The 21,519-nt window shown below is 38.5% G+C and carries 22 protein-coding genes; 17 read left to right on the top strand and 5 right to left on the bottom strand.

Annotated features, from left to right (window positions below; genetic code table 11):
• Positions 1 to 16 precede the first annotated feature (16 nt).
• Positions 17 to 1,546: an amidase gene (locus MHH73_RS19855; protein ID WP_191813241.1), complete on the bottom strand. Its 1,530-nt coding sequence runs from the start codon at positions 1,544 to 1,546 to the stop codon at positions 17 to 19.
• Between the two features lie 145 nt (positions 1,547 to 1,691).
• Here MHH73_RS19855 and MHH73_RS19850 point away from each other — a divergent pair, with 145 nt between their 5' ends.
• The 4 genes from MHH73_RS19850 (at position 1,692) to MHH73_RS19835 (ending at position 4,356) form a co-directional block, all read left to right on the top strand.
• Entirely contained in the window at positions 1,692 to 2,108 is a 417-nt protein-coding gene (locus MHH73_RS19850; protein ID WP_191813238.1) for a DUF4825 domain-containing protein, read from the top strand.
• 550 nt (positions 2,109 to 2,658) lie between these two features.
• Entirely contained in the window at positions 2,659 to 3,084 is a 426-nt protein-coding gene (locus MHH73_RS19845) for a hypothetical protein (RefSeq protein ID WP_191813236.1), read from the top strand.
• Positions 3,085 to 3,108: 24 nt separating this feature from the next.
• Entirely contained in the window at positions 3,109 to 3,873 is a 765-nt protein-coding gene (locus tag MHH73_RS19840) for a hypothetical protein (RefSeq protein ID WP_341068909.1), read from the top strand.
• Between the two features lie 57 nt (positions 3,874 to 3,930).
• On the top strand, positions 3,931 to 4,356 hold the full coding sequence (locus tag MHH73_RS19835) for a hypothetical protein (protein WP_341068907.1): 426 nt from the start codon (positions 3,931 to 3,933) through the stop codon (positions 4,354 to 4,356).
• A 1,029-nt stretch (positions 4,357 to 5,385) separates the two neighbouring features.
• On the opposite strand, the gene MHH73_RS19830 is transcribed toward MHH73_RS19835, so the two are convergent.
• Positions 5,386 to 6,000 carry a nitroreductase family protein gene (locus MHH73_RS19830; protein ID WP_191813230.1) on the bottom strand — a complete coding sequence of 205 codons (615 nt, stop codon included), beginning with the start codon at positions 5,998 to 6,000 and terminating at the stop codon, positions 5,386 to 5,388.
• A 129-nt stretch (positions 6,001 to 6,129) separates the two neighbouring features.
• Between MHH73_RS19830 and MHH73_RS19825 the strand changes: the two genes are divergently transcribed.
• Positions 6,130 to 6,465 (top strand): winged helix-turn-helix transcriptional regulator, encoded by a 336-nt coding sequence (locus MHH73_RS19825; protein WP_191813228.1) that lies wholly within the window; start codon positions 6,130 to 6,132, stop codon positions 6,463 to 6,465.
• Between the two features lie 420 nt (positions 6,466 to 6,885).
• On the opposite strand, the gene MHH73_RS19820 is transcribed toward MHH73_RS19825, so the two are convergent.
• Both MHH73_RS19820 and MHH73_RS19815 read right to left on the bottom strand, forming a co-directional pair.
• The gene (locus MHH73_RS19820; RefSeq protein ID WP_191813226.1) at positions 6,886 to 7,347 is read right to left on the bottom strand and encodes a low molecular weight protein-tyrosine-phosphatase; all 462 of its coding nucleotides are present in this window, start codon (positions 7,345 to 7,347) and stop codon (positions 6,886 to 6,888) included.
• Positions 7,340 to 7,951, bottom strand: a complete 612-nt coding sequence (locus MHH73_RS19815) for a TetR/AcrR family transcriptional regulator (RefSeq protein WP_191813224.1) — start codon at positions 7,949 to 7,951, stop codon at positions 7,340 to 7,342. The genes MHH73_RS19820 and MHH73_RS19815 overlap by 8 nt, the downstream gene beginning before the upstream one ends.
• A 170-nt stretch (positions 7,952 to 8,121) precedes the next feature.
• Between MHH73_RS19815 and MHH73_RS19810 the strand changes: the two genes are divergently transcribed.
• Positions 8,122 to 8,892: an SDR family NAD(P)-dependent oxidoreductase gene (locus MHH73_RS19810; RefSeq protein ID WP_191813223.1), complete on the top strand. Its 771-nt coding sequence runs from the start codon at positions 8,122 to 8,124 to the stop codon at positions 8,890 to 8,892.
• Between the two features lie 40 nt (positions 8,893 to 8,932).
• On the opposite strand, the gene MHH73_RS19805 is transcribed toward MHH73_RS19810, so the two are convergent.
• Positions 8,933 to 9,736 carry a GNAT family N-acetyltransferase gene (locus MHH73_RS19805; RefSeq protein WP_341068904.1) on the bottom strand — a complete coding sequence of 268 codons (804 nt, stop codon included), beginning with the start codon at positions 9,734 to 9,736 and terminating at the stop codon, positions 8,933 to 8,935.
• A 355-nt stretch (positions 9,737 to 10,091) separates the two neighbouring features.
• Between MHH73_RS19805 and pgsB the strand changes: the two genes are divergently transcribed.
• The 11 genes from pgsB to MHH73_RS19750 all read left to right on the top strand — a co-directional run bounded on the left by pgsB (position 10,092) and on the right by MHH73_RS19750 (position 21,516).
• Entirely contained in the window at positions 10,092 to 11,273 is a 1,182-nt protein-coding gene (pgsB, locus tag MHH73_RS19800) for a poly-gamma-glutamate synthase PgsB (RefSeq protein ID WP_341068902.1), read from the top strand.
• A 12-nt stretch (positions 11,274 to 11,285) separates the two neighbouring features.
• A complete protein-coding gene (pgsC, locus tag MHH73_RS19795) occupies positions 11,286 to 11,735 on the top strand; it encodes a poly-gamma-glutamate biosynthesis protein PgsC (protein ID WP_095371783.1) in 450 nt (149 codons plus the stop codon).
• Positions 11,736 to 11,753: 18 nt separating this feature from the next.
• A complete protein-coding gene (locus MHH73_RS19790; RefSeq protein WP_341068900.1) occupies positions 11,754 to 12,908 on the top strand; it encodes a CapA family protein in 1,155 nt (384 codons plus the stop codon).
• Positions 12,905 to 13,063: a hypothetical protein gene (locus tag MHH73_RS19785; protein WP_341068899.1), complete on the top strand. Its 159-nt coding sequence runs from the start codon at positions 12,905 to 12,907 to the stop codon at positions 13,061 to 13,063. The genes MHH73_RS19790 and MHH73_RS19785 overlap by 4 nt, the downstream gene beginning before the upstream one ends.
• Positions 13,064 to 13,076: 13 nt before the next feature.
• Positions 13,077 to 14,696, top strand: coding sequence for a gamma-glutamyltransferase family protein (locus MHH73_RS19780; protein WP_341068897.1), 1,620 nt, complete (start codon positions 13,077 to 13,079; stop codon positions 14,694 to 14,696).
• Positions 14,697 to 15,093: 397 nt separating this feature from the next.
• Positions 15,094 to 15,612, top strand: coding sequence for a hypothetical protein (locus MHH73_RS19775; RefSeq protein ID WP_341068895.1), 519 nt, complete (start codon positions 15,094 to 15,096; stop codon positions 15,610 to 15,612).
• Positions 15,613 to 15,702: 90 nt separating this feature from the next.
• The gene (locus MHH73_RS19770; protein ID WP_341065002.1) at positions 15,703 to 16,869 is read left to right on the top strand and encodes an IS256 family transposase; all 1,167 of its coding nucleotides are present in this window, start codon (positions 15,703 to 15,705) and stop codon (positions 16,867 to 16,869) included.
• A gap of 768 nt (positions 16,870 to 17,637) precedes the next feature.
• On the top strand, positions 17,638 to 19,008 hold the full coding sequence (locus MHH73_RS19765; RefSeq protein WP_341068892.1) for a capsular polysaccharide export protein, LipB/KpsS family: 1,371 nt from the start codon (positions 17,638 to 17,640) through the stop codon (positions 19,006 to 19,008).
• Entirely contained in the window at positions 18,965 to 19,696 is a 732-nt protein-coding gene (kdsB, locus tag MHH73_RS19760; protein WP_341068890.1) for a 3-deoxy-manno-octulosonate cytidylyltransferase, read from the top strand. The genes MHH73_RS19765 and kdsB overlap by 44 nt, the downstream gene beginning before the upstream one ends.
• Complete coding sequence (gene kdsA, locus MHH73_RS19755; RefSeq protein WP_191813205.1) at positions 19,689 to 20,570, top strand: 3-deoxy-8-phosphooctulonate synthase; 882 nt, start codon at positions 19,689 to 19,691, stop codon at positions 20,568 to 20,570. Before kdsB ends, kdsA begins: the two co-directional genes overlap by 8 nt.
• Positions 20,533 to 21,516 (top strand): KpsF/GutQ family sugar-phosphate isomerase, encoded by a 984-nt coding sequence (locus tag MHH73_RS19750; RefSeq protein ID WP_191813203.1) that lies wholly within the window; start codon positions 20,533 to 20,535, stop codon positions 21,514 to 21,516. The genes kdsA and MHH73_RS19750 overlap by 38 nt, the downstream gene beginning before the upstream one ends.
• The last annotated feature ends 3 nt before the right edge of the window (positions 21,517 to 21,519 follow it).

The following is a 21,519-nucleotide window of genomic DNA, read 5'->3' as shown; positions in this document are numbered from 1 at the left end:
CCCTTCGATTGAAGGGCTACTTTTCTTTCACTAATTGCGGGGCTCTCCGGCCACCGGCAGCTTTTTCATAGGCATACGCCATACCAAGGATGTCACCCTCGCTCCACATTGTACTGAAAAAGGCGAGGTTAAAGGGTGAGCCGTTATTGTAAAACCCTGCTGGTATTGTAATGAGTGGCAATCCACTAATATTAATTTCGGATATGGTTGAAGTCGCAACATCCTCACTATCTATAGTTGGTACATCTTCTAGCATTGTTGGGTAAACAAAGGCATCTAATTGTTGCTCAGCCATAATGTAGGTAATGGTGCGTAACAGTTCGTTCTTCGTTTCTTTAAAGCAGGTTAAATCAGGTAAGTGTTCAGCATTTTCGAAAGCTTTGTCGGTTTCAAGTGGTCGGACAAAGGAAGCTAAGGGCTGGTCTTCTGCCCAAGGTATCGCTCCCGCTTTTAAGCATACTTTTTCCATATTTAACGAAGGATCAAGGTTTTTGAAGTATTGATTAAGGTCGTAAAAAAAGGACTCTCTCCCAATCATTGTATCAATTGTTTTCATATATGGAGCCAGTGGCTTTGCATGAAAAGGATCTTCAATGACTTCTGCACCCAGTGATTGCAATATTGAAATGCTTTTTTTATAAAGTTCTTCCGTTTCTGCCGTCATTCTCGTTTCTCGCCAACTAGGGCCGTATAAACCAATCCTTTTTCCTTTTAAAGCATGTGATGAAAGGAAAGATGTATAGCCTTTCTTTGGAACCGTACTGGAAATAGTTTTAGGATCATCAGGTGAATAGCCAGCGATCACATCAAGCATGATTGCTGCATCCCGCACCGTTCTGGCATGTGGTCCAAGTACATCTCTTGTACTGCCAGCAAGCGGAGTCACACCTGTAGTAGGAATGAGTCCGAATGAAGGTTTGATCCCCACGATTCCTTGCGCTGCTGCTGGTACTTGTATGGAACCGGCTGTTTCTTCTGCTACTCCAAGAACGGTAAAATTACCAGATACGGCAGTAGCCGTGCCACTACTACTACCACCAGGTGTGAGTTTTCTATTTACCGCATTGTATGTAGGACCTTTCCAACTAGTATTTGCGTGGTAAGCACAACTAAAGGCAGGGATATTTGTTTTGCCGAGTATGATGGCATCAGCTGCTTTTAATCTAGAGATAATGGTGGCATCTTTCTGTGGTAATAATTCTATCCCACCTGCATCTTTAGCGAGTGGAGCCCAGCCAAATGTAGATGGAAACCCAACCATATCAACCGCTTCTTTTACAACTACTGGGATACCTGCTAATGGACCGAGCTTTTCCCCGCGCATTCGTTTCGCATCGATGGCTTTCGCATCAGTAAGGGCCTGTTCGTTCATAAAAGTAAAAGCATTATATGTCGATTCATATTGTTCAATACGATCAAGGAAAGATTGAATGACTTCTTCAACCGTATACTCACCTGTATCATACAATTTGTGAAGCTGTTCTATTGTTATCTCCTCGAATAAAAATAAATGCTGATTTTCTGATAGTAACGAGTTCGTTTTCATCACATAATCTCCCTTCAACATTTGTGTATTTAACCTATCTTATTACAAGCGAAGATCTTTTGCATGATTTTTGTGAGAAAATTTAACAAAAATTGTTATTGTGTTTGTAAGATTGGTAGATTAAAATCGGCCAAGAGGTGGTTACATGTTATCAAGAAAGAACGTATATATTTTACTGTTGCCAGTCTTTTTTCTCTTTGGTTGCCAAGGAACAGAAGAAGAAGTATTCCGATATAAGGGTGCTTATATTGGTGATAATAGTGCCGTGGGAAATATATTGAATGAGACAGCAGATTCGATCGATTATTTTGAATTAAAGACCGAGCAAGAACCGTATGGTGTAGAAGTATTTTATCATGAAGTCGATGATGGGGAGACATTAATGAAAAAGCAAGCGACTACTCTGTTTTCCTTAGTACAAAACGTGGAATGGATAAGCTTTCATGTAAATGGAATTGAAACGAAAGTAACAAAAGACGAAGTAAACAGTTGGTATGAAAAAGATATAGCAACTATAGGGAGCCAAGAAGAGCTAGAGCAATTGATAAACAGTTGGAACTAGATCTATTCTACCTATAACTTAAGAACTACAGGTCTACATAGACACTTTTGCAGATCCTTTTTGATACTAAAACTACATAGTAAATTGGAATGGGATATAAATATTTGGTAGAACAAGTGACCTATTAAATGCATGTAAAGGGTTGAATATTTTTCCTTATTTTTCTTGTTGTACTTATAGGTCATTGGATTTAAAAGTATTGCTAGCAAAGGAGTCGGTGCACTCATTCTCTATGATTTAAGTGGGAATGAGTGTAAATAATAGGAAGAATGAGAAAAACATAGATATCGATAATATATTCTGAATTTTTGCTAAACTATTACGTTTTTCATTATTATGCGTCTCATTTATACTACATATAGTGTTTTTTATCAAGAACAATATAGAACATATGAAAGAACAAATGACGAATGGAAGGGGGAAAGTGATGATTCTAGGATAAAAGTTGCAGCAGTGGATGACTAGCTTTGCTTTTTCCTAAAAATGAACACACATCTATGGTTGATTCCCCTACGAAAAATAAATGTGAGCAAGAAAGGACAGTATGAGGGTGAAAAAGGTAACGACCATCACAATCATTATTTGTCTCATGATTGGACTAACAGGTGTCTTCGTTCAAGCATTTTCGAGCGAATCCCTAGGAAAGTGGAGTAATGAATTAATCGAGTTAAGTGAGCAACAGACCAATATAGAACTGGCAACAGCCTATGAATCTTGGTCTGAACAAATGAAACAGCAAAAGTTAGATGCACAATTAACCTTTGAAGAGGAAATAGAAAAAAACGTAGTAGTTTCTAGTGAAGAAGCAAAAAAAGAGATCGACCAATACTTATATTTGTACAAAGTAGACCTTCAAAATATAAAAAAAGAACTAAGCGATTCATTTCATACTTATGAAGGTGAAAAGAAGGAAGAGCTAAATTCTGAGATGGATCAAGAAATACTATCATTCTTAGAAGAAACGTTAGAAAAATAAATTTCGACAAAAGGGGTCGGGAAGATGAAAAAGAAAATCATAGCTGGTGCAGTCACAGTCGGATTGCTAACGGGAGCAGGCTTTTCATTAGCAAATACAGATGCGGGACAAGCTTTAAAAACTTGGTATGATAACTTATTTAACCAAACAAGTGCTGAGGTTTTAAATGAGTCGGATGCCAATTTTGAACAGTTATTAACAGAACTCAGAGCAGAAAATGAAGCGTTAAAAGAATTAGCAGCCAGTCAAATTGATGAGAAAACATTAAGTGAAATTGAAGGGTCTACTTTAGCTATTAACCAAGCAAAATATGAACATATTACCTCATTAGATAGTGAGAAATTATTGATTCTGGAAAATATGGATTATCAATTCTATCAATTATTTTTAGAAGGCTATTTTCATATTAAGGCAAAAGGAGATTTAATGGAGGAGGAAGCAACGGCTAATTTCCAAGCTTTTGCGAGTGAAAAGGGGCAGTCGGCTTTAGAGCAAGTCACAGCGGAATTAAATCAAGCGAAAGCAGATGCAGTGACAGAACTTGAACAAGAGATTGTAGCAGCGAAACAAGAAATTGTTACAAAAGTCGAATCTCAAGTTGAAATTAGTAGCCGAAACTTACGTAGCCAGGCAAATTGGAAGGCAGAAGAAATCCGAGAGGCATTAGATGCCATCTTAGCTAATTTAGTTGCAGAACAAGAGGCTGCAATCACAGCGAAAGCTGCTGAACTAGAGGCAGATGCAAAAACGAGCTTAGATGATGTTGTCAACAATATTGTCAATGATTAATTAGTTTCAGGGCCAAGTAATTTGGTCCTGGAAATCTCGAAAAGGGAGGAAAACAAAATGAATCATAAGAAAAGAAAATATGTCAAAATATTGTTTAGTTGCCTTTTCGCAGGTTTCCTTCTGTCTGTTAGTTTTCGACTTGTGTCTGCAGGTGAAGATATGGAATCGATGCTAACGAATTGGTTCTCTGCAAAAAAAGCAGCGTCCATCGCCGAGATAGAAACGGCTGTAAACGAAGAAAAAAAGAAGCAAATTGCGAAATTAAAAGAAGAAATCCCACAAAAACTAGCGGCAGCAGATCAACAAATAAAAGAGAAAACACAGTCAGAAGTAGCCAAACGTGTAGCTGAATTAGAAGCGTACACAAATGAACTGATCCAAAATTACGATCCAACCATTGAAGAGAATCAAAAGAAAATCGCTGAGTTAGAAGCCATAATGGAAGCAGCAAAGGCTGATATGGCTGCAGTAGCTGAGGAGTAGTTGGGTCCAATCTTAACTGATTACACTACTTCATCACAATCATGGGCCCGTTCTTGATTCGATGTTGGCTGAAACCAATCAAACATAGATCCGCATTCGTAAATTTGACGCGATTCAAGTTTAAACGAATCAAAATTAGAGATACCTTCAGATAAATGACGCGATTCAAGAATAAACGAATCAAATTAAGCGATAGCTCCAGATAAATGACGCGATTCTGGAATAACCGAATCAAATTAAGCGATAGCTCCAGATAATTGGCGCGATTCTAGAATAAACGAATCAAATTAAGCGATAGCTCCAGATAAATGACGCGATTCTGGAATAACCGAATCAAATTAAGCGATAGCTCCAGATAAATGACGTGATTCAAGTTTAACCGAATCAAAATTAGAGATACCTTCAGTTAAATGACGCGATTCAAGTTTAAACGAATCAGAATTAGAGATACCTTCAGTAAATGACGCGATTCTGGAATAAACGAATCAAATTAAGCGATAGCTCCAGATAAATGACGTGATTCAAGATTAAACGAATCAAAATTAGAGATACCTTCAGATAAATGACGCGATTCTAGAATAAACGAATCAAAATAAGCGATAGCTCCAGATAAATGACGCGATTCAAGATTAAACGAATCAAAATTAGAGATACCTTCAGTTAAATGATGCGATTCTAGATAAAACGAATCAAAATTAGCGATAGCTCCAGATAATTGGCGCGATTCAAGTTTAACCGAATCAAATTAAGCGATAGCTCCAGATAAATGACGCGTTTCCAATTTAATCAAATCAATTAATTCAATATCTACCTATATTGCTACGTTTTCATATGAATCAATCAAACAGACATCAAGGTTTAAAACTTCATCTAAACACAATCAAACCTCAATCTAACCCCTATCGATTCCAATTTCAATCCATAAAGGTACGCCACACTATAAAAAAGAACAAAGGCCAAAAAACCTTTGTTCACGGGTAATGTATTTTTCAATGGTTCTGACTGATAGTAAGTGCCATTTCCGTTCTATTAATAAAACTTCGCAACGCGTTCTAGTGGTAGCCTTGTTGTATTAAAGGCGGGTGCAGCACTTTTGCCGATAGCGATTAAAGTAATTGGGAATATGTTTTCTTCTAGTTCATATTGTTTGGCGAAGGCAGCTTTATCGAAGCCTCCCATTACGATTGTATCTAGCTCGCGTTCTTTTGCTAGCAGAAGCAATTGCATAGAAATCAGACCAGCATCATAGCTTGCGATGTTCATTAGTCCTTCTTTCGGTTGGCCAGGATATAGTTGGTGTGTATTGCTGATGGTACGGTCAGCAATGGATTGATCCATGTAACCAGCTTCGACATTTTGAGTATAGATTTCCTCGACATTTTTATAAGCCTCAATATCGCCAAGTACGGCAATAACAGCAGAAGCATTTTCTACAATCGCTTGATTATTGCCAAAGACAGGTAAAGCCTTTTTCATTGCTTCCTCTTGGATAACGATAAATCTCCATGATTGTAAATTACTAGAAGAAGGAGCTGAAATAGCATGTGCTAATAATTCTTCTAAACTTTCTTGCTGTATTTTAAAAGAAGGATCGAACACCCTAACAGATTTGCGTTCATTCATAAGAGTTACTAATTCTGACATTTATCTCTCCACCTTTACTTATGTATCGTAAGTTTATTTCGTTTTTTAAACTTACCATTCGTAAGTTATGTTGTCAACCAATGAATATATGATACTATTTAATGAGGACAGGTAAAGGAGCTATAAAGAATGGATTGTAACCATAATTTGAAAACGGATTCTAAGCATATCTGTAGCAACTACCATGAAGCGATTGAATTTATAGGTCGCAGGTGGATGGGCATGATCATCTATTCCTTAATGGACGGACCGAAGAGATTTTCTGAATTAGCTGATGAAATCAATGGTATTTCTGACCGATTACTTACAGAACGATTAAATGAACTCGTTAAGGAAGAACTTGTGAGTAAAACATATTTAGAAGATTCCTCGAAAAAAGTTGAATACGCCTTAACAGAAAGAGGAATGAGCCTGAAGAAAGTCATTGAAGCCATTCTTGCTTGGATTGCAGAAAACGAAAAGTAATAGCCGAGACAAATATTTTAGTGAAGAACGAACAGATCTATAGAGGATTTGTTCTTTTTTTGACTCTTTTTCTTATTAAAAGGGTGAATGATCTCCTGTTGAAAATTTAAATGAATAATAAATTGTAAAGGAAAAGGTGGAGTAAAAAATATCTATGGATCCATAATGGTTTGAGGAAATTTTCACACGTATCGATCATTTGAGAATCGTCGATAGGGAAATCCTAACTACAGAGCAGTTGTAGGAAACTTGGCCAAAGCGATTTTATAACGACCAATTTAATTGCAGATGAAAGGGATTTTAGAAAAAATTGCTGCAATTCCATGCTGATGGACCAGAAAAGTGTACAACCTATCCCCATTCTTTTCGGTAAACTGACCGCCGAGCAATGGGGAAGGGGATATACAAACATCTGGCTCATCATCTTCGTTCTTCTTTTATCTTCTTCATCAACGCTTCACAACCAGCGCTCACTAATTCATATGTTTCTTGGAAATCTCCGGTATAGTAAGGGTCAGGCACATCTTTTACACCTTCAGTTAAATCTAACAAACGGAAAATTTTTGGATGTTGAGGTTGACCAAGTATACTGTATATATCTTTTATATTCGATTCATCCATTGCCACAATATAATCAAATGCTTCAAAGTCTTCTTTCTGTAGTTGACGCCCTTTTAATCCTTTAGAGGAAATACGATAGTCGTTTAAAATAGCGAGTGTCCCTTTATGTGGAGGCGCGTCAATATGCCAAGCGCTCGTCGCTGCAGAATCTACGAATATTTCCTTCTCTAACCCAACTTGTTCCACCTTATGTCTAAATATCGCCTCCGCCATTGGTGAACGACAAATATTACCTAAACAAACAAATAACACTTTAATCATGAGGATGCCCCTTTCCTTTTACAAAAAAAGATTCAGTCGAAACGACCATCAGTTCAACAATTTGTTCTGCCATATAAGTGGGCGTATGCGGGAAGTCCTCTTCAATCCAACGAATAATGAGACCGGCAATGCCATTGGCGCGATAAATATATAACCATTTAGCGTCAACTGAACTGTCCTTAGGTAGGACATAGTCGTATTCATCTAAAAAAAGCTGTTCAATGGCCTTTGCCATTTGATAGCGGAAATCGACGCGAATATGGTCACTTAATAATAATTGATATAGTGATGCCTGTTCTTTGAAATAATTGAATAATGTAATCTCCTCAATCGGAAGTTCTCGTAAATAAACTTGTTCATAAGCTTGATAAGGAATACCAATTTGTTCAATCATCTCATGTAATGTTTCATCAATGACCTCTTTTAGTAACTCGTCCATTGAATGAAAATTGGCGTAAAATGTTCCGCGATTATAATTTGTCTCTCTTGCAATCTCAGATATAGTAATTTGGTCGAAAGACTTTTTATATAATAATTCAATAAATTTTGTTTTAATAGCCGCGCGTGATCGTTGTACGCGTTTATCTAAAAAATCATGCTCCAAGAGAATCACCTCTTTTCTTATTATGTTGAATTCCTACATATTTTGCAATTTTACTGAACAAAATAAAATTGGTTGAACATTACTGAACAAAATAACCCAATTTGTATATTGAGACACTAAAATTGATGAGATTTAATAGAAACTGAACAAAGGAAAGGGAGGAAAGAACAATGACATTTCCAGTATTAGAAGGTAAAGTCGCTATTGTTACAGGCGCAGCAATGGGCATGGGGGAAGCGACGGCTAAACTTTTTGCAGAGGCAAAAGCGAAAGTAGTAGTAGCTGATTTTAATGAAGAAAAAGGCCAAGCCGTAGTAGAAGAAATCAAAGCTAGTGGTGGAGAGGCCGCTTTTGTAAAAGTAGATATCTCGAAATCAAAAGAAGTACAAAACATGGTGCAATTTGCTGTAGACACATACGGTAAATTAGATGTGGCTGTAAACAATGCTGCGTTAACACCAGATGATAAATTAGCTGCTGAGTTCGATGAAGATTATTGGCACCGCTTAATGTCTGTTGACTTAACAGGTACGGCTCTTTGTTTGAAATATGAGCTACAACAACTAGAAAAACAAGGAAACGGTGGTTCCATCGTTAATATCTCATCTGTAAGCGGATTCCGTCCACAACCACAAAATATTGCTTATGTAGCAGCTAAGCACGGAGTAGTTGGAATGACAAAAGTAGCTGCTATGGAATATGGTCCACAAAATATACGTGTGAATTCAGTAGCTCCTGGTGCAATTGATACACCAATGCTTAGAGGTGCTCTTGATCAGTTTGGTTTTACGGAAGAAGAGTATGCACCACAACTAAGCTTGTTGAATCGCTTTGGTCAACCAAGAGAGATTGCACAAGCAAGTCTTTGGTTAGCATCGGATGCATCATCTTATATTACAGGTACTACGATTCATGCCGACGCTGGATATACATCTAGATAAGATACAATTGTTAGGGCTCTTTTTTAAAAAGGGCTCTATTTTATTTCCTCTTAATAATCTCATCCCTCACCCATATCGCCTTTGTATAGGCAACCCTCATTCCTGCCCGCTCCATATTCCTCTGACTAACTGAGCCATAGGAGGCTTGCCCAGCGATCCATTTGCAGCCAATTTCCTGCGCATGTTGCATTCTTTGTTGAATGAGTGCAGACTGCACCCCTTTTTGACGAAAAGCAGGTAAGGTAGCAGCAGCGGCGAGGTTTGCCCCTTTTTCATTACAAAAAAGCACGCCGATTCCAGCAGGTTCATGATTGACTAGTGTTAAGTAAAATTTCCATTCAGGTAGCGGATAAAGGACGGCATTGTTCTGCGCTACGTCTTCTAGTAAGAAAGAGGGCATTTGAAAGCCTTGTATGTATATGTCAGCAAAAGTCTGGAATTCATCTTGGCGTAAAGTACGGATTTCTATTGCATGATTTACTGGTTTTATGGTATCGGGTAACTGCTTATATAAAGTGGTATGAAAATCTGTCTGATAAAAACCGCGCTTGTGCAATGCTTTTAATAATGATTGGGAATAATGACTTGGTGCAATTTCGAAGCGAGCAGGAATATGTTTCTCATCATACCAATCAATTATTTTATCAAGCAATAACTCGTCTTCCGCACAAAACCCTTTGATGACATTAAAAGCTGGCCCCGGAATATTTTTAACAGTGTAGGCCATTGTTTGTCCGAATGATTGGATGGATACACCGAGTGGATTATTTGGTCGGTTTCCAATAGCATGAAGGCGCGAAGTGAGTGTATCCATTTCGATTTGTTCCCATAATTTTTCATTCATATATTTCACATCCTCCGTTCAACCTTTTTCGACACCTTTCTGGATATTTCCTCTTTGAAAAATATTTTTCTATTTTATGTCAGCATCCGTTTCTTATGTCATCTATTTTTTATAAAAGAAATACCTACCTACGGACATAAAAAATATTTTATAAGAAGAACGGTTTGAACAATTAGAAAAAAATGTTTATTTATAGTGATTTACTCCTCGGGAATTGTAGTATTAATCCAAATCCTACTGTCATCTATCGGTAAAAAAAGTTTATTTCCATGTGATGGCAGTGAAATATTTATATATTAATATATTAATCGTGCCAATTTGACAATAAAAAAAAAGGAAAAGAGGAGGCGGGCATATGTGGATTATTGTTGTTTGCTGTCTCATTTTATTAACGGCAGGAATTATTGAAAAAAGAAAACATCGTAAAAGGCTAGATGCATTAAAGATACGAGTTAATATTAATGGAATCCGCGGGAAATCGACTGTCACAAGGCTTATTACTGGGATATTATTCGAAGCTGGTTATAAGACAGTAGGAAAAACAACGGGAACGGATGCGAGGATGATTTATTGGAATGATCCAGAAGAGAAACCAATTGTGAGAAAGCCTCAAGGGCCTAATATTGGTGAACAGAAGGAAGTAATTAAAGAGACGGTTGATCGTGGAGCAGAAGCATTAGTCAGTGAATGTATGGCGGTCAATCCCGATTACCAAATTACTTTCCAAGAAGAATTACTACAAGCGAATATCGGGGTTATCGTGAATGTCTTAGAGGACCATATGGATGTGATGGGACCAACATTAGATGAAGTTGCTGAAGCTTTTACAGCGACCATCCCTCATAACGGTTATTTAATTATTACTGATGATGCATATCGTGATTATTACGAAAAAGTAGCGGCTGAACGTAACACGACTGTGATTGTCGCTGATAATAGTAAGATTTCAGAAACATTTTTAAAACAGTTCGATTACATGGTTTTCCCTGATAATGCCTCTTTAGCACTGGCAGTAGCAGAAGCGATTGGTATTGATGAAAAAACGGCAAGACAAGGGATGCTCCATGCACCACCAGATCCAGGAGCGATGAGAATTTCGCCAATTGGACATTCGAAAGAACCATCCTATTTTGTGAATGGTTTTGCAGCAAATGATGCGTCTTCGACTTTGAATATTTGGAAGCGAGTAGAAGAAGTTGGATACCCGACAAAGGAACCAATCGTTATCATGAATTGTCGTGCAGACCGTGTCGATCGTACGGAACAATTTGCGAGAGATGTTTTACCATTTATCCCAATGAAAACGCTTGTTGTGATTGGGGAATCGGCAGAACCGATTGTGAAAGCATACGAGCTAGGACTTATCCCTGCACAATCATTAGAAAACTTAGAAGGATCGGATACGAGAGAAATTCTCGAGCATTTAAAAGGAGAAATGAAAGGTTCTACCATTTATGGAGTCGGCAATATACATGGTGCTGCAGAACCGTTAATAGAGGAAATTCAACATTTGAAAATAAAACAATTAGTCAGTTAAGGAGCGTTTTCCATGTTTGGTGATGATTTATACATATCTCTTATTCTAGGCGTCCTACTCAGTCTCTTATTTGCTGAGAAATTTGGGATCATGCCTGCTGGGTTAGTCGTGCCAGGTTATCTGGCTCTTGTATTGGACCAGCCAATCTTTGTTTTAATTATTTTGCTTGTCAGTTTATTAACCTATGTGATTGTAAAATATGGCGTATCAAAGGTCGTTATTTTATACGGACGTCGGAAGTTTGCTGCGATGCTCATTACCGGGATATGTCTCAAATTGATATTAGATTATTTTTACCCGATATTACCGTTTGAGATTAATGAATTTAGAGGGTTGGGGGTCATTGTCCCCGGATTGATTGCAAATACGATTCAAAAACAAGGAGTTACCATTACATTAGGTAGCACCCTGCTTTTATCCGCTGCAACATTTGGCATTATGTACGTGTATTATCTATTTTAAAGGAGTGAGAAGACAAGAATGGAACAAAAAAAGAAACATAGGAAGCTCAATTTCCATGAACAACTTCTTCGTTTCTTAAAGAAGCAGAAAAGACGTATTCCTATACATATCATGATTCTTTTTCCGGTGCTAATTGTCGCATTTGCTATTATTTATAGTTTTGATATTCGTACGGAGGCAGATGCTCAGCCAGAAGAAAATGCGCAAGTAACGGGCGTGGCTGTTGGAGATGTAATGGTTGGGAGACATGTGGAAGAAGTAACAAAACGTTATGGCTATGACTATTTATTCCGTTATGTTGAGCCATTATTTAATCAGGCGGACTATGTCACAGGGAATTTCGAAAATGTAGCAAGTGATCGAGAGCTTGAACCGATGGAAAACAAAGAGATTACATTGCAAGCCAATCGTGAATCGGTTGCGGCGATGAAGGACGCTGGTTTTCAAACGATGGCCATGGCAAATAATCATATGATGGATTATGGCGAACAGGGAATGATTGATACCCTTGATGCCTTTCATGAACAAGGAATCGATGCCGTTGGCGCTGGGACAAATCATACCGATGCTAGAAATCGTATTTCTTATCAGGAAATCAATGGATTAACAATTGCGACACTGAGTTTTTCTGACTTAAGTTCTGATGAAACGAAGACAGGAGAAAAAAAAGCCGGCATATTGGATTTTGATCCAGCTACTTTTATCCCTTTAACCGCAGAAGCAAAGAAAAAGGCAGATTACGTGATTGTCCATGCCCATTGGGGACGTGAATATAATAGTCGAGCGAGCGACCGCCAAAAAGAGTTGGGAAGAGCGTTGGCAGATGCTGGAGCAGATTTAGTTATTGGACACCATCCTCATGTATTAGAGTCTATTGAGGTCTATGATGACACAGTTATTTTTTATAGCTTAGGTAACTTTATTTTCGACCAAGGCTGGTCAAGAACGAGAGAAACAGCCCTCGTACAATTTCATCTCATGCCTACAGGGGAAACGAATTTCGAAATTACCCCTATGAAAATACGAGAAGCTACACCGGCCCCTTTATCAAACTGGGACAAGCTCTCAGAGCAGTCGATTATGCGTCAATTAACGAGAGATTTGGATGTGGATCACGCAACAGTTGATGATAAATTAACGTTTACAGTTAAACAAAGGGAGGGGGAAGAATGAAGAAGGTATTCAATCGTTTAGTGCCTTATTTATTTGTAGCCGGTTTATTCCTTTTCATTGTGGGCTTTAGTCAAACAGATACACTAACAGAAAAAGAAGAACAAGAAATACAAATAGAATTGTTGAAGGTGAAAGTGCAACAAAGCCAAGATTAAAGAAGGAGGAGCAATGAAGAAAAAACTTATACTGCTAGGATTGCTGGTCGTTATTCTCATTGTGATTGTTCTTCTGTGGGTTTTTGATGGAAAGGGTGAGGAAGAGGTGAGCCTCCCGATGATAGGAACAGAGAGCGGTGAATACGGGGTAAGTGCAAGCCACCCGTTAGCTGTAAAGGTAGGAATGGAAGTATTAAACGAAGGGGGCAATGCAGTTGATGCAGCTGTTGCTGTGTCTTATGCATTAGCGGTTGTCGAACCATATGGCTCAGGCCTTGGCGGTGGTGGAGAAACTCTTGTATACCAAGAAGGCGCAAAGCCATTTGTTCAGCAATACAGAGAAATGGCTCCGCTTTCTTCTGAGGAAGTAGAATCAGATTCAGGCATACCTGGATTTGTAAAGGGAATGGAAGATATTCATGAAGCTGAAGGAAGTATGTCTTTTAAAAAGATTATGGATAAAGTGATTCCTCTAGCTGCAAATGGTTTCCAGGTAGATGAGGATTTATCTTATCGTTTTAAGGTGGCATTGAATAATCGGATAGACGAGGATGACGATTTGCCTTTTATCATTGATGGCGAACCGATAGAAGTGGGTGATCGTCTCGTCCAGCCAGCTCTTGCTGAAACGTTTAAAAAAATCCGTGATGGCGGTGCGGCAGCTTTTTATCGAGGTGACATGGCAGAATCGTTTGCTGAGCAACATGATTCATTTGACCGCAGTGATTTTAGTAAGTATACTTCACAAAAAATGAAAGCAGTGCATGGAGAGTTTATGGGATATGATGTATTTTCCTCTGCCCCACCATACTCAGGGCTGACTGTTATTCAATCATTGCAGATGGCAGAGAAAGTATTAGAGGAACAAGAATGGGACGATGAACCATCTTTTGTCGCCTCTTTCGGAGAAATTAGTAAAATTGCCTACGAGCAGAGATTATCACAAATAGGGGATATGGATTATTCCGACCTTGATTTGGAAAAATCAATGAGTAAAGAGTTTACTGATGAGTTGGTAGAGGAACATAAGGACATTTTCAAAAGTGCCCGATTAAATGATTCAGAGGCAGAACGTAAAGATTATGGACATACGACTCATTTTGTTGTCGTAGATAAAAGCGGTATGATGGTGTCAACAACGAATTCATTAGGGAACTTTTTTGGAACAGGTGAGTATATGGAGGAAGGATTTTTCCTGAATAATGCACTCACCAATTACAGTGAAAATGAAAAAAGTCCGAATGTGTTTGAACCAGGAAAACGGCCAAGGAGCTTTATCTCACCAACGATTCTAGCCAATGATAAAGAAGTAATCGGCATTGGTTCACCTGGAGGAAGAAGAATTCCTGCAGTGATCACCGAATCCATTCTCTATCATCTTGTCTATGGTCATAGTTTACAACAAGCTGTAGAGCGACCACGTTTTTATATAGAAGATGACAAAATCGAAATTGAACCAGGCTTCAAACGTGAAACCTATAACGAACTACAAAGTAAAGGCTATAAAGTGAAAATCAATGACAATGCCACTTACTTCGGCAGTGTCAATGCCTTATCACTACAACTAAAAGACCGTACACTAGACGGAGCGGCAGATCCCCGTAGAATAGGGGAATGGAAGAAAGCTGAATAAATGAAACAGGCATTCAATCAAACGTTTGATTGAATGCCTTTTTTGATGAGTGCCCGTGATTTCCGGATGAGCTCGAAATGGAAAATGGTTGCATGAATAAAGCGGGGTGGACGCTATTAATTCTATGAAGAACGAAGGGCAAATTAGGTAGGATATTCAATTGTTGAGCAAACAGACGAAATCGAAGTAGATAGTGGATAGTGTTGGAAGAAGGGGATATTCGCACTCAGGGGGGTGAACCCGAACTGAGTGCGTAACAAAGAATTGCGTGCAAGTCGAATTCGCGTAAAAGTAATGAGGGAGAGGAGAAGGATTAAATCCAGAATACAAACATAAGAAGGAAAAAATCAGCAAGAAGTGTGGTCAAAGTGGGAAAGCCCACACAAGTGGGATCAAAATGAATAAGAAGTGTGGTCAAAGTGGGAAAGCCCCCACAAGTGGGATCAAAATGAATAAGAAGTGTGGGCAAAGTGGAAAAGCCCCCACAAGTGGGATCAAAATGAATAAGAAGTGTGAGCAAAAGGGAAAAGCCCCCACAAGTGGAATCAAAATGAAGAAGAAGTGTGGTCAAAAGGGAAAAGCCCACACAAGTGGAATCAAAATGAAGAAGAAGTGTGGGCAAAAGGGAAAAGCCCACATAAGTGGGATCAAAATGAAGAAGAAGTGTGGGCAAAAGGGAAAAGCCCACACAAGTGGAATCAAAATGAATAAGAAGTGTGAGCAAAAGGGAAAAGCCCCCACAAGTGGGATCAAAATGAAGAAGAAGTGTGGTCAAAGAGGAAAAACCCACACAAGTGGAATCAAAATGAAAAAGAAGTGTGGGCAAAGTGGGAAAGCCCACACAAGTGGGATCAAAATGAAGAAGAAGTGTGAGCAAAAGGGAAAAGCCTACACAAGTGGAATCAAAATGGATTAAGTCCATATAATTGTGTAAAAAGAAGAGTCATTTTATTCCTTCTTGTCAACACTGTTTTCAACGACGATAAACAATGAAAGAGGAATAAGAATGACTCAAATACAGTTTAACCTAGATTTGGATGTTTTAAAAGAAGCCGTTATAAACTCAAATATTGATACTGTGGTTAGATCTGCTATTGTCCTTGTATTAAATGAATACATGGAAAAAGAAAGAGATCAATATATACAAGCTGCTGGTTACGAACGCACGACTGACCGTTTAGATTATCGTAATGGCTACTACGAACGTGATTTTACGATGAGTATTGGGAAGCTAAAACTTAAAGTACCACGCACTAGAAATGGTGAATTTTCAACTTCCGTTTTTGAAAAATATGCACGATGTGATCAAGCCTTCGTTATCTCAATGGTCGAAATGGTGATTAATGGTATATCTACTCGTAAGGTTACACATATTGTGGAACAGCTTTGTGGGGAGAACGTTTCAAAGTCTTTTGTTTCCTCTCTTACTCAAAAGCTAGATCCTATCGTTAACGACTGGGCCAAGAGACCACTTAATGTCTCCTACTATCCTTTTATCTTTGTGGACGCTATGTATATTAAGGTGCGCGAGCACCATCGAGTTGTCTCCAAAGCGATTTATATTGCGACCGCCCTGACTGATAAAAACACTCGTGAGATTCTTGGCCTTCAAGTTGATCATGTTGAGAACTATGATAGCTGGAGTCGATTTTTTCAACAGCTTAAATCCCGTGGACTTCAGTCTCCAAAGCTCGTTATTTCAGACGCTCATCAAGGTCTTCAAAAAGCAATTCTACGGGAGTTTATCGGCACTAGCTGGCAGAGATGTAATGTACATTTTAAACGTAATATTATCGAGAAACTCCCAAAGAAAGATTCTGGTGAAATTAGGACGATGGTCAAGCGGATTTTTGAAGCGGTAACTATAGAGGATATGAGGAATTTCAAAGAGGAACTTATGAACCAATTCGGTGAAAATCCTAAATTCACAAACGCCTTAAAAATCCTTGATGAAGGCTTTGAAGATACCATTCAATATATGGGACATTCACAAGCTCTTTGGCCTCATATAAGAAGTACGAATTCATTAGAACGGTTAAATCAAGAAGTTCGTAGAAGGGAAAGAGTCATACGGATTTTTCCTAACACTCAGTCCGCTTTTCGTTTAGTGGGAGCTGTCTTACTTCATTATCAACAAACGGTTTACCAAAAGAGAAAATCCTTATGCAAATAGCCTCTACATTTGAGTGAAACTTCCATTATAGATGGTTTCATAGCCAGGGTGGACTGTCAAAGTGAGGAGCCTTTGACATCCCACCCTGGCTATGAAGGAATAGAACCATGGAAGATTCCCTCAAAAAATGTAAGGGGATAAATCATATCACTAATTAATAGTTGAAAACAGTGGTTTAGAATTTTACACAATATTAAGGACTTGACTTCAAAATGAAGAAGAAGTGTGGTCAAAGTGGAAAAGCCCACACAAGTGGAATCAAAATGAAGAAGAAGTGTGGGCAAAAGGGAAATGTCCACTTAAGAAGGTTTGAAAAACCACAAGTTGTGTTGGTAAATGAGGATTACACCCATAAGAGGGAGAAGTGCACAAATGTAACGTAAACAAAAAAATACAGAGTTTGCGATTATAAATAGAAAAACCGCCAACAAAATGATTGTCTTCCTAGAGTATGAAATAATCAAAAATCTACATCGTGAGTTTGAGGTTACACGCAAAAAAATTCGTCTAACTCAACTAAGTATTCTATAGCACATCATCCCAGTGGAGATTGTTGTGAAAAGAAAATCTAGATCTACTCCCATTATTTAAATGACTTCTTCTAAATTGTAAACTCTCTATTAACTATTATAAAAATTTTCTAACAAATGTAAATATCTATTAAATGGTTTGTAAATAATCGGTAAATCCGTCATTTTTCGGCGATTGTCATGATACACTCTAGGCAAATAAAGCGTTAAATACAGCCGATGAATTTGGAGGATGCTAATGGCTCATTTCATGTTTATTCGAGGCAATCGCAATAAGAGGCTTTTTCATGATATTGGGGCTGAGTTGGAAGGAAAAGGTCATCAAGTTCATTTAATCCAGCTTGAATTAAATGAGTTATTAATGAAAACGACCATTCCAACCGTTTTTTTACCTCATCATGTGGCGAAAGAGGAATACCCGATTAGTGACGAGGAGTTAATGGATCTACAGATATATAATATTACTTTTACAAAAAGAGTACTGCAAAAGGAGATCCCGCTAAGTGAGCTTAGGATGTATAAGCGGTACATGGCAGCACTAGATCACCTGCTTGATAGACACAACATAGAAGTTATTTGCTTGTTTAATGGCTATCACTGGATTGACCAAATATGCCGTTATTTAGCAAAGAAGAAGGGTTTGCGGACGTATTTCTTTGAAGATGGGCTGTTCAGACCGTATACGATTACGTGTGATCCGAATGGGATTAATGCCTGTTCGAGCGTCCCGAGAGACTTCTCTTTCTATCAGGATATTGAGGTTGACCGTCCGCGTCTGATGAAATATATGTTCCGCCCTGAGGAAACATCACTTAAGCAATTAAAGAGGGAAAATTTACTGAAAGTTGCTTCAGCAAAACTATTATCAATGGCAGGGTCACTTTTGCGTATCCATCCAAACTATTTTGCTCATATTAATTTCTGGCAAGGACTCAAATATTTCGTTCATAAGAAATGGTATAGCCGAAGAAAAGAAGATGAGGTTGATTTGCGTGGTGAATATATCTTTCTCCCGTTTCAAGTGTCTCGTGATACGCAAATCTTTTATCATTCACCACATATTCAATCAATGGAGCAATTACTAGAGATTACTTTAAAAGCGGTGGAACAATATAACCAAACATATCACAGGCAAATTAAAGTCATTGTAAAGGAACATCCTGAAGACTTATCACGACAAAACTATCAATCATTGAAGAACAAATATACAAATGTACAATTTGTTCAGAAATATCGGATGGACAAGCTTTTGAAGGCAAGCTTAGCTGTGGTAACGGTCAATTCAACGGTAGGAATAGAAGCGCTTGCTCACTACAAGAAAGTGATTACATTAGGAGATGCCTTATACAATATTGACCCACTTGTAGAAAAATGTCCGCATCCAGATCTTTTATATCAAAGTTTGCAAAAGTCATTATCGACTCCTTTATCTATAGATAAAATTGAAAAATTTCTCTATTATTTACGATTTCATTATCAAACAGAAGGTGTGCTTAATCGACCTAATAAACAAACAGCCAAAAATTTAGCGAATAGATTAGAAGATTATGAGAGAGGTGTATTGGATGAAAGCGATTGGAATCATTCCCGCAAGGTACGCATCGACTAGATTCCCAGGTAAACCACTTGCACTTATTGCTGGCGTTCCAATGATTGAACGAGTATATCGCCAAGTATGCCAATCGAAAGAATTAGAGCGCGTCATTGTCGCTACTGACCATGAAGAAATTAAGCGAGTAGTTGAATCAATCGGGGGTGAAGCGATATTAACAAGTGCCGCCCATGAAACGGGCTCTGACCGTATGGCTGAAGTAGCATCCAATATAGAAGGTGACTTTTTCATTAATATTCAAGGAGATGAGCCCCTCATCCAGCCTACCTTGATTGATGAGATGGTTCGAACCTCTCGAAAAGAGCAAAATAGGGCTCTAATTACCGCTATGAAAAAAATTGATCGCCCTGAAGATATCACGGATCCAAATGTGGTAAAAGTCGTGACAAATAAGGATAATGAAGCACTCTACTTTTCGAGAGCACCGATTCCTTTCCAAAGAGGAGAAAAAACTGATTATTTCAAACATATTGGCGTCTATGGTTATCCACGAGAAATATTAATGAGATTCGTTATGCTCCCACAAACACCGCTTGAACAAGCAGAAATGCTTGAGCAACTGCGGCTGATAGAAAATAATATCATGATTAAGATGATTGCAACAGATGACCCGTTTCACGGTGTAGACACGAAAGAAGATATTCAAAAAATAGAAGAGATTCTAGGGGGAAAACAGTATGTCTAAAACAGTCAGATTAAATGATGAAATCGTATTTGGCGGTGAGCGTCCTTTTGTATTGATTGCTGGACCATGCATGTTAGAAAGCAAAGAAGTAGTGATGGAGACAGCGGCAAGATTAAAAGAAATTACATCCCATTTAGGCATTCCATTTATCTTCAAAGGGTCATTTGATAAAGCCAATCGCTCTTCTATTTTTTCCGAAAGAGGGCCGGGACTTCAAGCGGGATTAAATATGTTAGCGAATGTAAAGGATGCCTTTCGCATTCCTGTGTTATCAGATATTCATGAACCTAGCCAAGCAGCACTAGCTAGTCAAGTGCTGGATATTATCCAAATCCCAGCCTTCCTTTGTAGACAAACAGACTTGCTTACTGCTGCAGCGAAAACAGGAAAAGTCATCAATGTAAAAAAGGGACAATTCCTCTCTCCTAATGACATGATCAATGTTGTGACAAAGTTAAAGGAAGCAGGTAATGACCGTATTTTACTTACAGAAAGAGGCTCAACATTTGGCTACAACAATTTAGTTGTTGATATGCGTTCATTACCAATGATGAGAGAAATGGCACCAGTTGTATTTGATGCGACACATAGTGTGCAAATTCCAGGGGGCAATGGTACGAGTACAGGAGGAAAGCGTGAATTTGTTCCTTACTTATCTCGTGCCGCGGCAGCAGTTGGTGTCGATGCCATTTTTATGGAGGTTCACCCTAACCCTGATAAAGCGTTATCTGATGGACCGAATATGGTGAAATTAAGTGATGTCGAACAAATCTTAAAACCGATTGTAGCCATGGATTGTTTATTAAAAGCGTCATCCTATGCAGGAGGGAATGAGCATGCTGAATATGAAAACGAACCAGCTGGATTATACTAATCACGTGATTTCTGTATTGGAAAAAGAAGCAACAGCTATTATGCAGTTAAAAGATCAAATCGGTCCACATATTAATGAAGCGATTGCCATGATTCTCCAATGTGAAGGAAGAGTGGTTATTACAGGCATAGGTAAATCAGGCATAATTGCCAGAAAAATCAATGCTACGATGGCGAGTACAGGTACACCTTCTATTTTCCTTCATCCATCGGAAGGGTTGCATGGAGATTTGGGGATGGTTACGGCTAAGGATGTAGTGATAGCGATATCAAATAGTGGGGAATCGGAAGAAGTATTACAGCTCATCCCGTCCATAAAAAGAATCGGTGCGAAAATGATTAGCATTGTGAAAAACCCATTATCGACATTGGCTAGAAAGTCAGAGATTGTCCTTTGCATTGGCAATGTAGTGGAAGCCTGCCCACATGGTTTAGCTCCTACAACGAGCACGACGGTTACTTTAGCTTTAGGAGACGCTTTAGCCATTGCCTTACTAGAAGCAAGAAACTTTCAGCCAGAAGATTTCGCCGTCTTTCATCCAGCAGGCTCATTAGGAAGAAGATTATTACTTAAAACAACCGATGTGGTTGCTAATACCCGCAAAAACCCGATCATTGCGACACATGCAACTGTTCAAGAAGCACTCTTCTCGATGACTTTACAAGGGATGGGCGCGATCAGTGTCGTCACAGAGAAAAATGAATTATTCGGGATTTTAACAGATGGCGATATTCGGAGAGCATTTGCGATGACGAATACAATACTCGAGGAACAAGTCCTTCAGTATTGTAACCCACAACCGTATTATCTGACAGAAAACCATCTCGCTTCTGAAGCGAAGACATTAATGGAACAGCATAAAGTAAATGTGCTACCGATTGTCAATGACAAACATGAGCCCGTAGGTATGATTCATATTCATGACCTTATGCATCTTGGGTTGTAGGAG

It is taken from the genome of Cytobacillus sp. FSL K6-0265 (assembly GCF_038003465.1).
GTDB classification, from domain to species: Bacteria; Bacillota; Bacilli; order Bacillales; family Cytobacillaceae; genus Cytobacillus; species Cytobacillus stercorigallinarum.
Note: the sequence above shows the minus strand (reverse complement) of the source record. Positions and strands in the feature narration are given on the sequence as shown.

What these genes read in the sequence shown, in the direction of transcription:
- MHH73_RS19855 (WP_191813241.1), bottom strand. Translation starts at nt 1,546, where the DNA reads ATGAAAACGAACTCGTTACTATCAGAAAATCAGCATTTATTTTTATTC.
- MHH73_RS19790 (WP_341068900.1), top strand. Translation starts at nt 11,754, where the DNA reads ATGGAACAAAAAAAGAAACATAGGAAGCTCAATTTCCATGAACAACTT.
- MHH73_RS19770 (WP_341065002.1), top strand. Translation starts at nt 15,703, where the DNA reads ATGACTCAAATACAGTTTAACCTAGATTTGGATGTTTTAAAAGAAGCC.
- MHH73_RS19810 (WP_191813223.1), top strand. Translation starts at nt 8,122, where the DNA reads ATGACATTTCCAGTATTAGAAGGTAAAGTCGCTATTGTTACAGGCGCA.
- MHH73_RS19765 (WP_341068892.1), top strand. Translation starts at nt 17,638, where the DNA reads ATGGCTCATTTCATGTTTATTCGAGGCAATCGCAATAAGAGGCTTTTT.
- MHH73_RS19820 (WP_191813226.1), bottom strand. Translation starts at nt 7,347, where the DNA reads ATGATTAAAGTGTTATTTGTTTGTTTAGGTAATATTTGTCGTTCACCA.
- kdsB (WP_341068890.1), top strand. Translation starts at nt 18,965, where the DNA reads ATGAAAGCGATTGGAATCATTCCCGCAAGGTACGCATCGACTAGATTC.
- MHH73_RS19775 (WP_341068895.1), top strand. Translation starts at nt 15,094, where the DNA reads ATGAATAAGAAGTGTGGTCAAAGTGGGAAAGCCCCCACAAGTGGGATC.
- MHH73_RS19780 (WP_341068897.1), top strand. Translation starts at nt 13,077, where the DNA reads ATGAAGAAAAAACTTATACTGCTAGGATTGCTGGTCGTTATTCTCATT.
- MHH73_RS19750 (WP_191813203.1), top strand. Translation starts at nt 20,533, where the DNA reads ATGCTGAATATGAAAACGAACCAGCTGGATTATACTAATCACGTGATT.
- MHH73_RS19785 (WP_341068899.1), top strand. Translation starts at nt 12,905, where the DNA reads ATGAAGAAGGTATTCAATCGTTTAGTGCCTTATTTATTTGTAGCCGGT.
- MHH73_RS19825 (WP_191813228.1), top strand. Translation starts at nt 6,130, where the DNA reads ATGGATTGTAACCATAATTTGAAAACGGATTCTAAGCATATCTGTAGC.
- pgsC (WP_095371783.1), top strand. Translation starts at nt 11,286, where the DNA reads ATGTTTGGTGATGATTTATACATATCTCTTATTCTAGGCGTCCTACTC.
- kdsA (WP_191813205.1), top strand. Translation starts at nt 19,689, where the DNA reads ATGTCTAAAACAGTCAGATTAAATGATGAAATCGTATTTGGCGGTGAG.
- MHH73_RS19835 (WP_341068907.1), top strand. Translation starts at nt 3,931, where the DNA reads ATGAATCATAAGAAAAGAAAATATGTCAAAATATTGTTTAGTTGCCTT.
- pgsB (WP_341068902.1), top strand. Translation starts at nt 10,092, where the DNA reads ATGTGGATTATTGTTGTTTGCTGTCTCATTTTATTAACGGCAGGAATT.
- MHH73_RS19850 (WP_191813238.1), top strand. Translation starts at nt 1,692, where the DNA reads ATGTTATCAAGAAAGAACGTATATATTTTACTGTTGCCAGTCTTTTTT.
- MHH73_RS19830 (WP_191813230.1), bottom strand. Translation starts at nt 6,000, where the DNA reads ATGTCAGAATTAGTAACTCTTATGAATGAACGCAAATCTGTTAGGGTG.
- MHH73_RS19805 (WP_341068904.1), bottom strand. Translation starts at nt 9,736, where the DNA reads ATGAATGAAAAATTATGGGAACAAATCGAAATGGATACACTCACTTCG.
- MHH73_RS19840 (WP_341068909.1), top strand. Translation starts at nt 3,109, where the DNA reads ATGAAAAAGAAAATCATAGCTGGTGCAGTCACAGTCGGATTGCTAACG.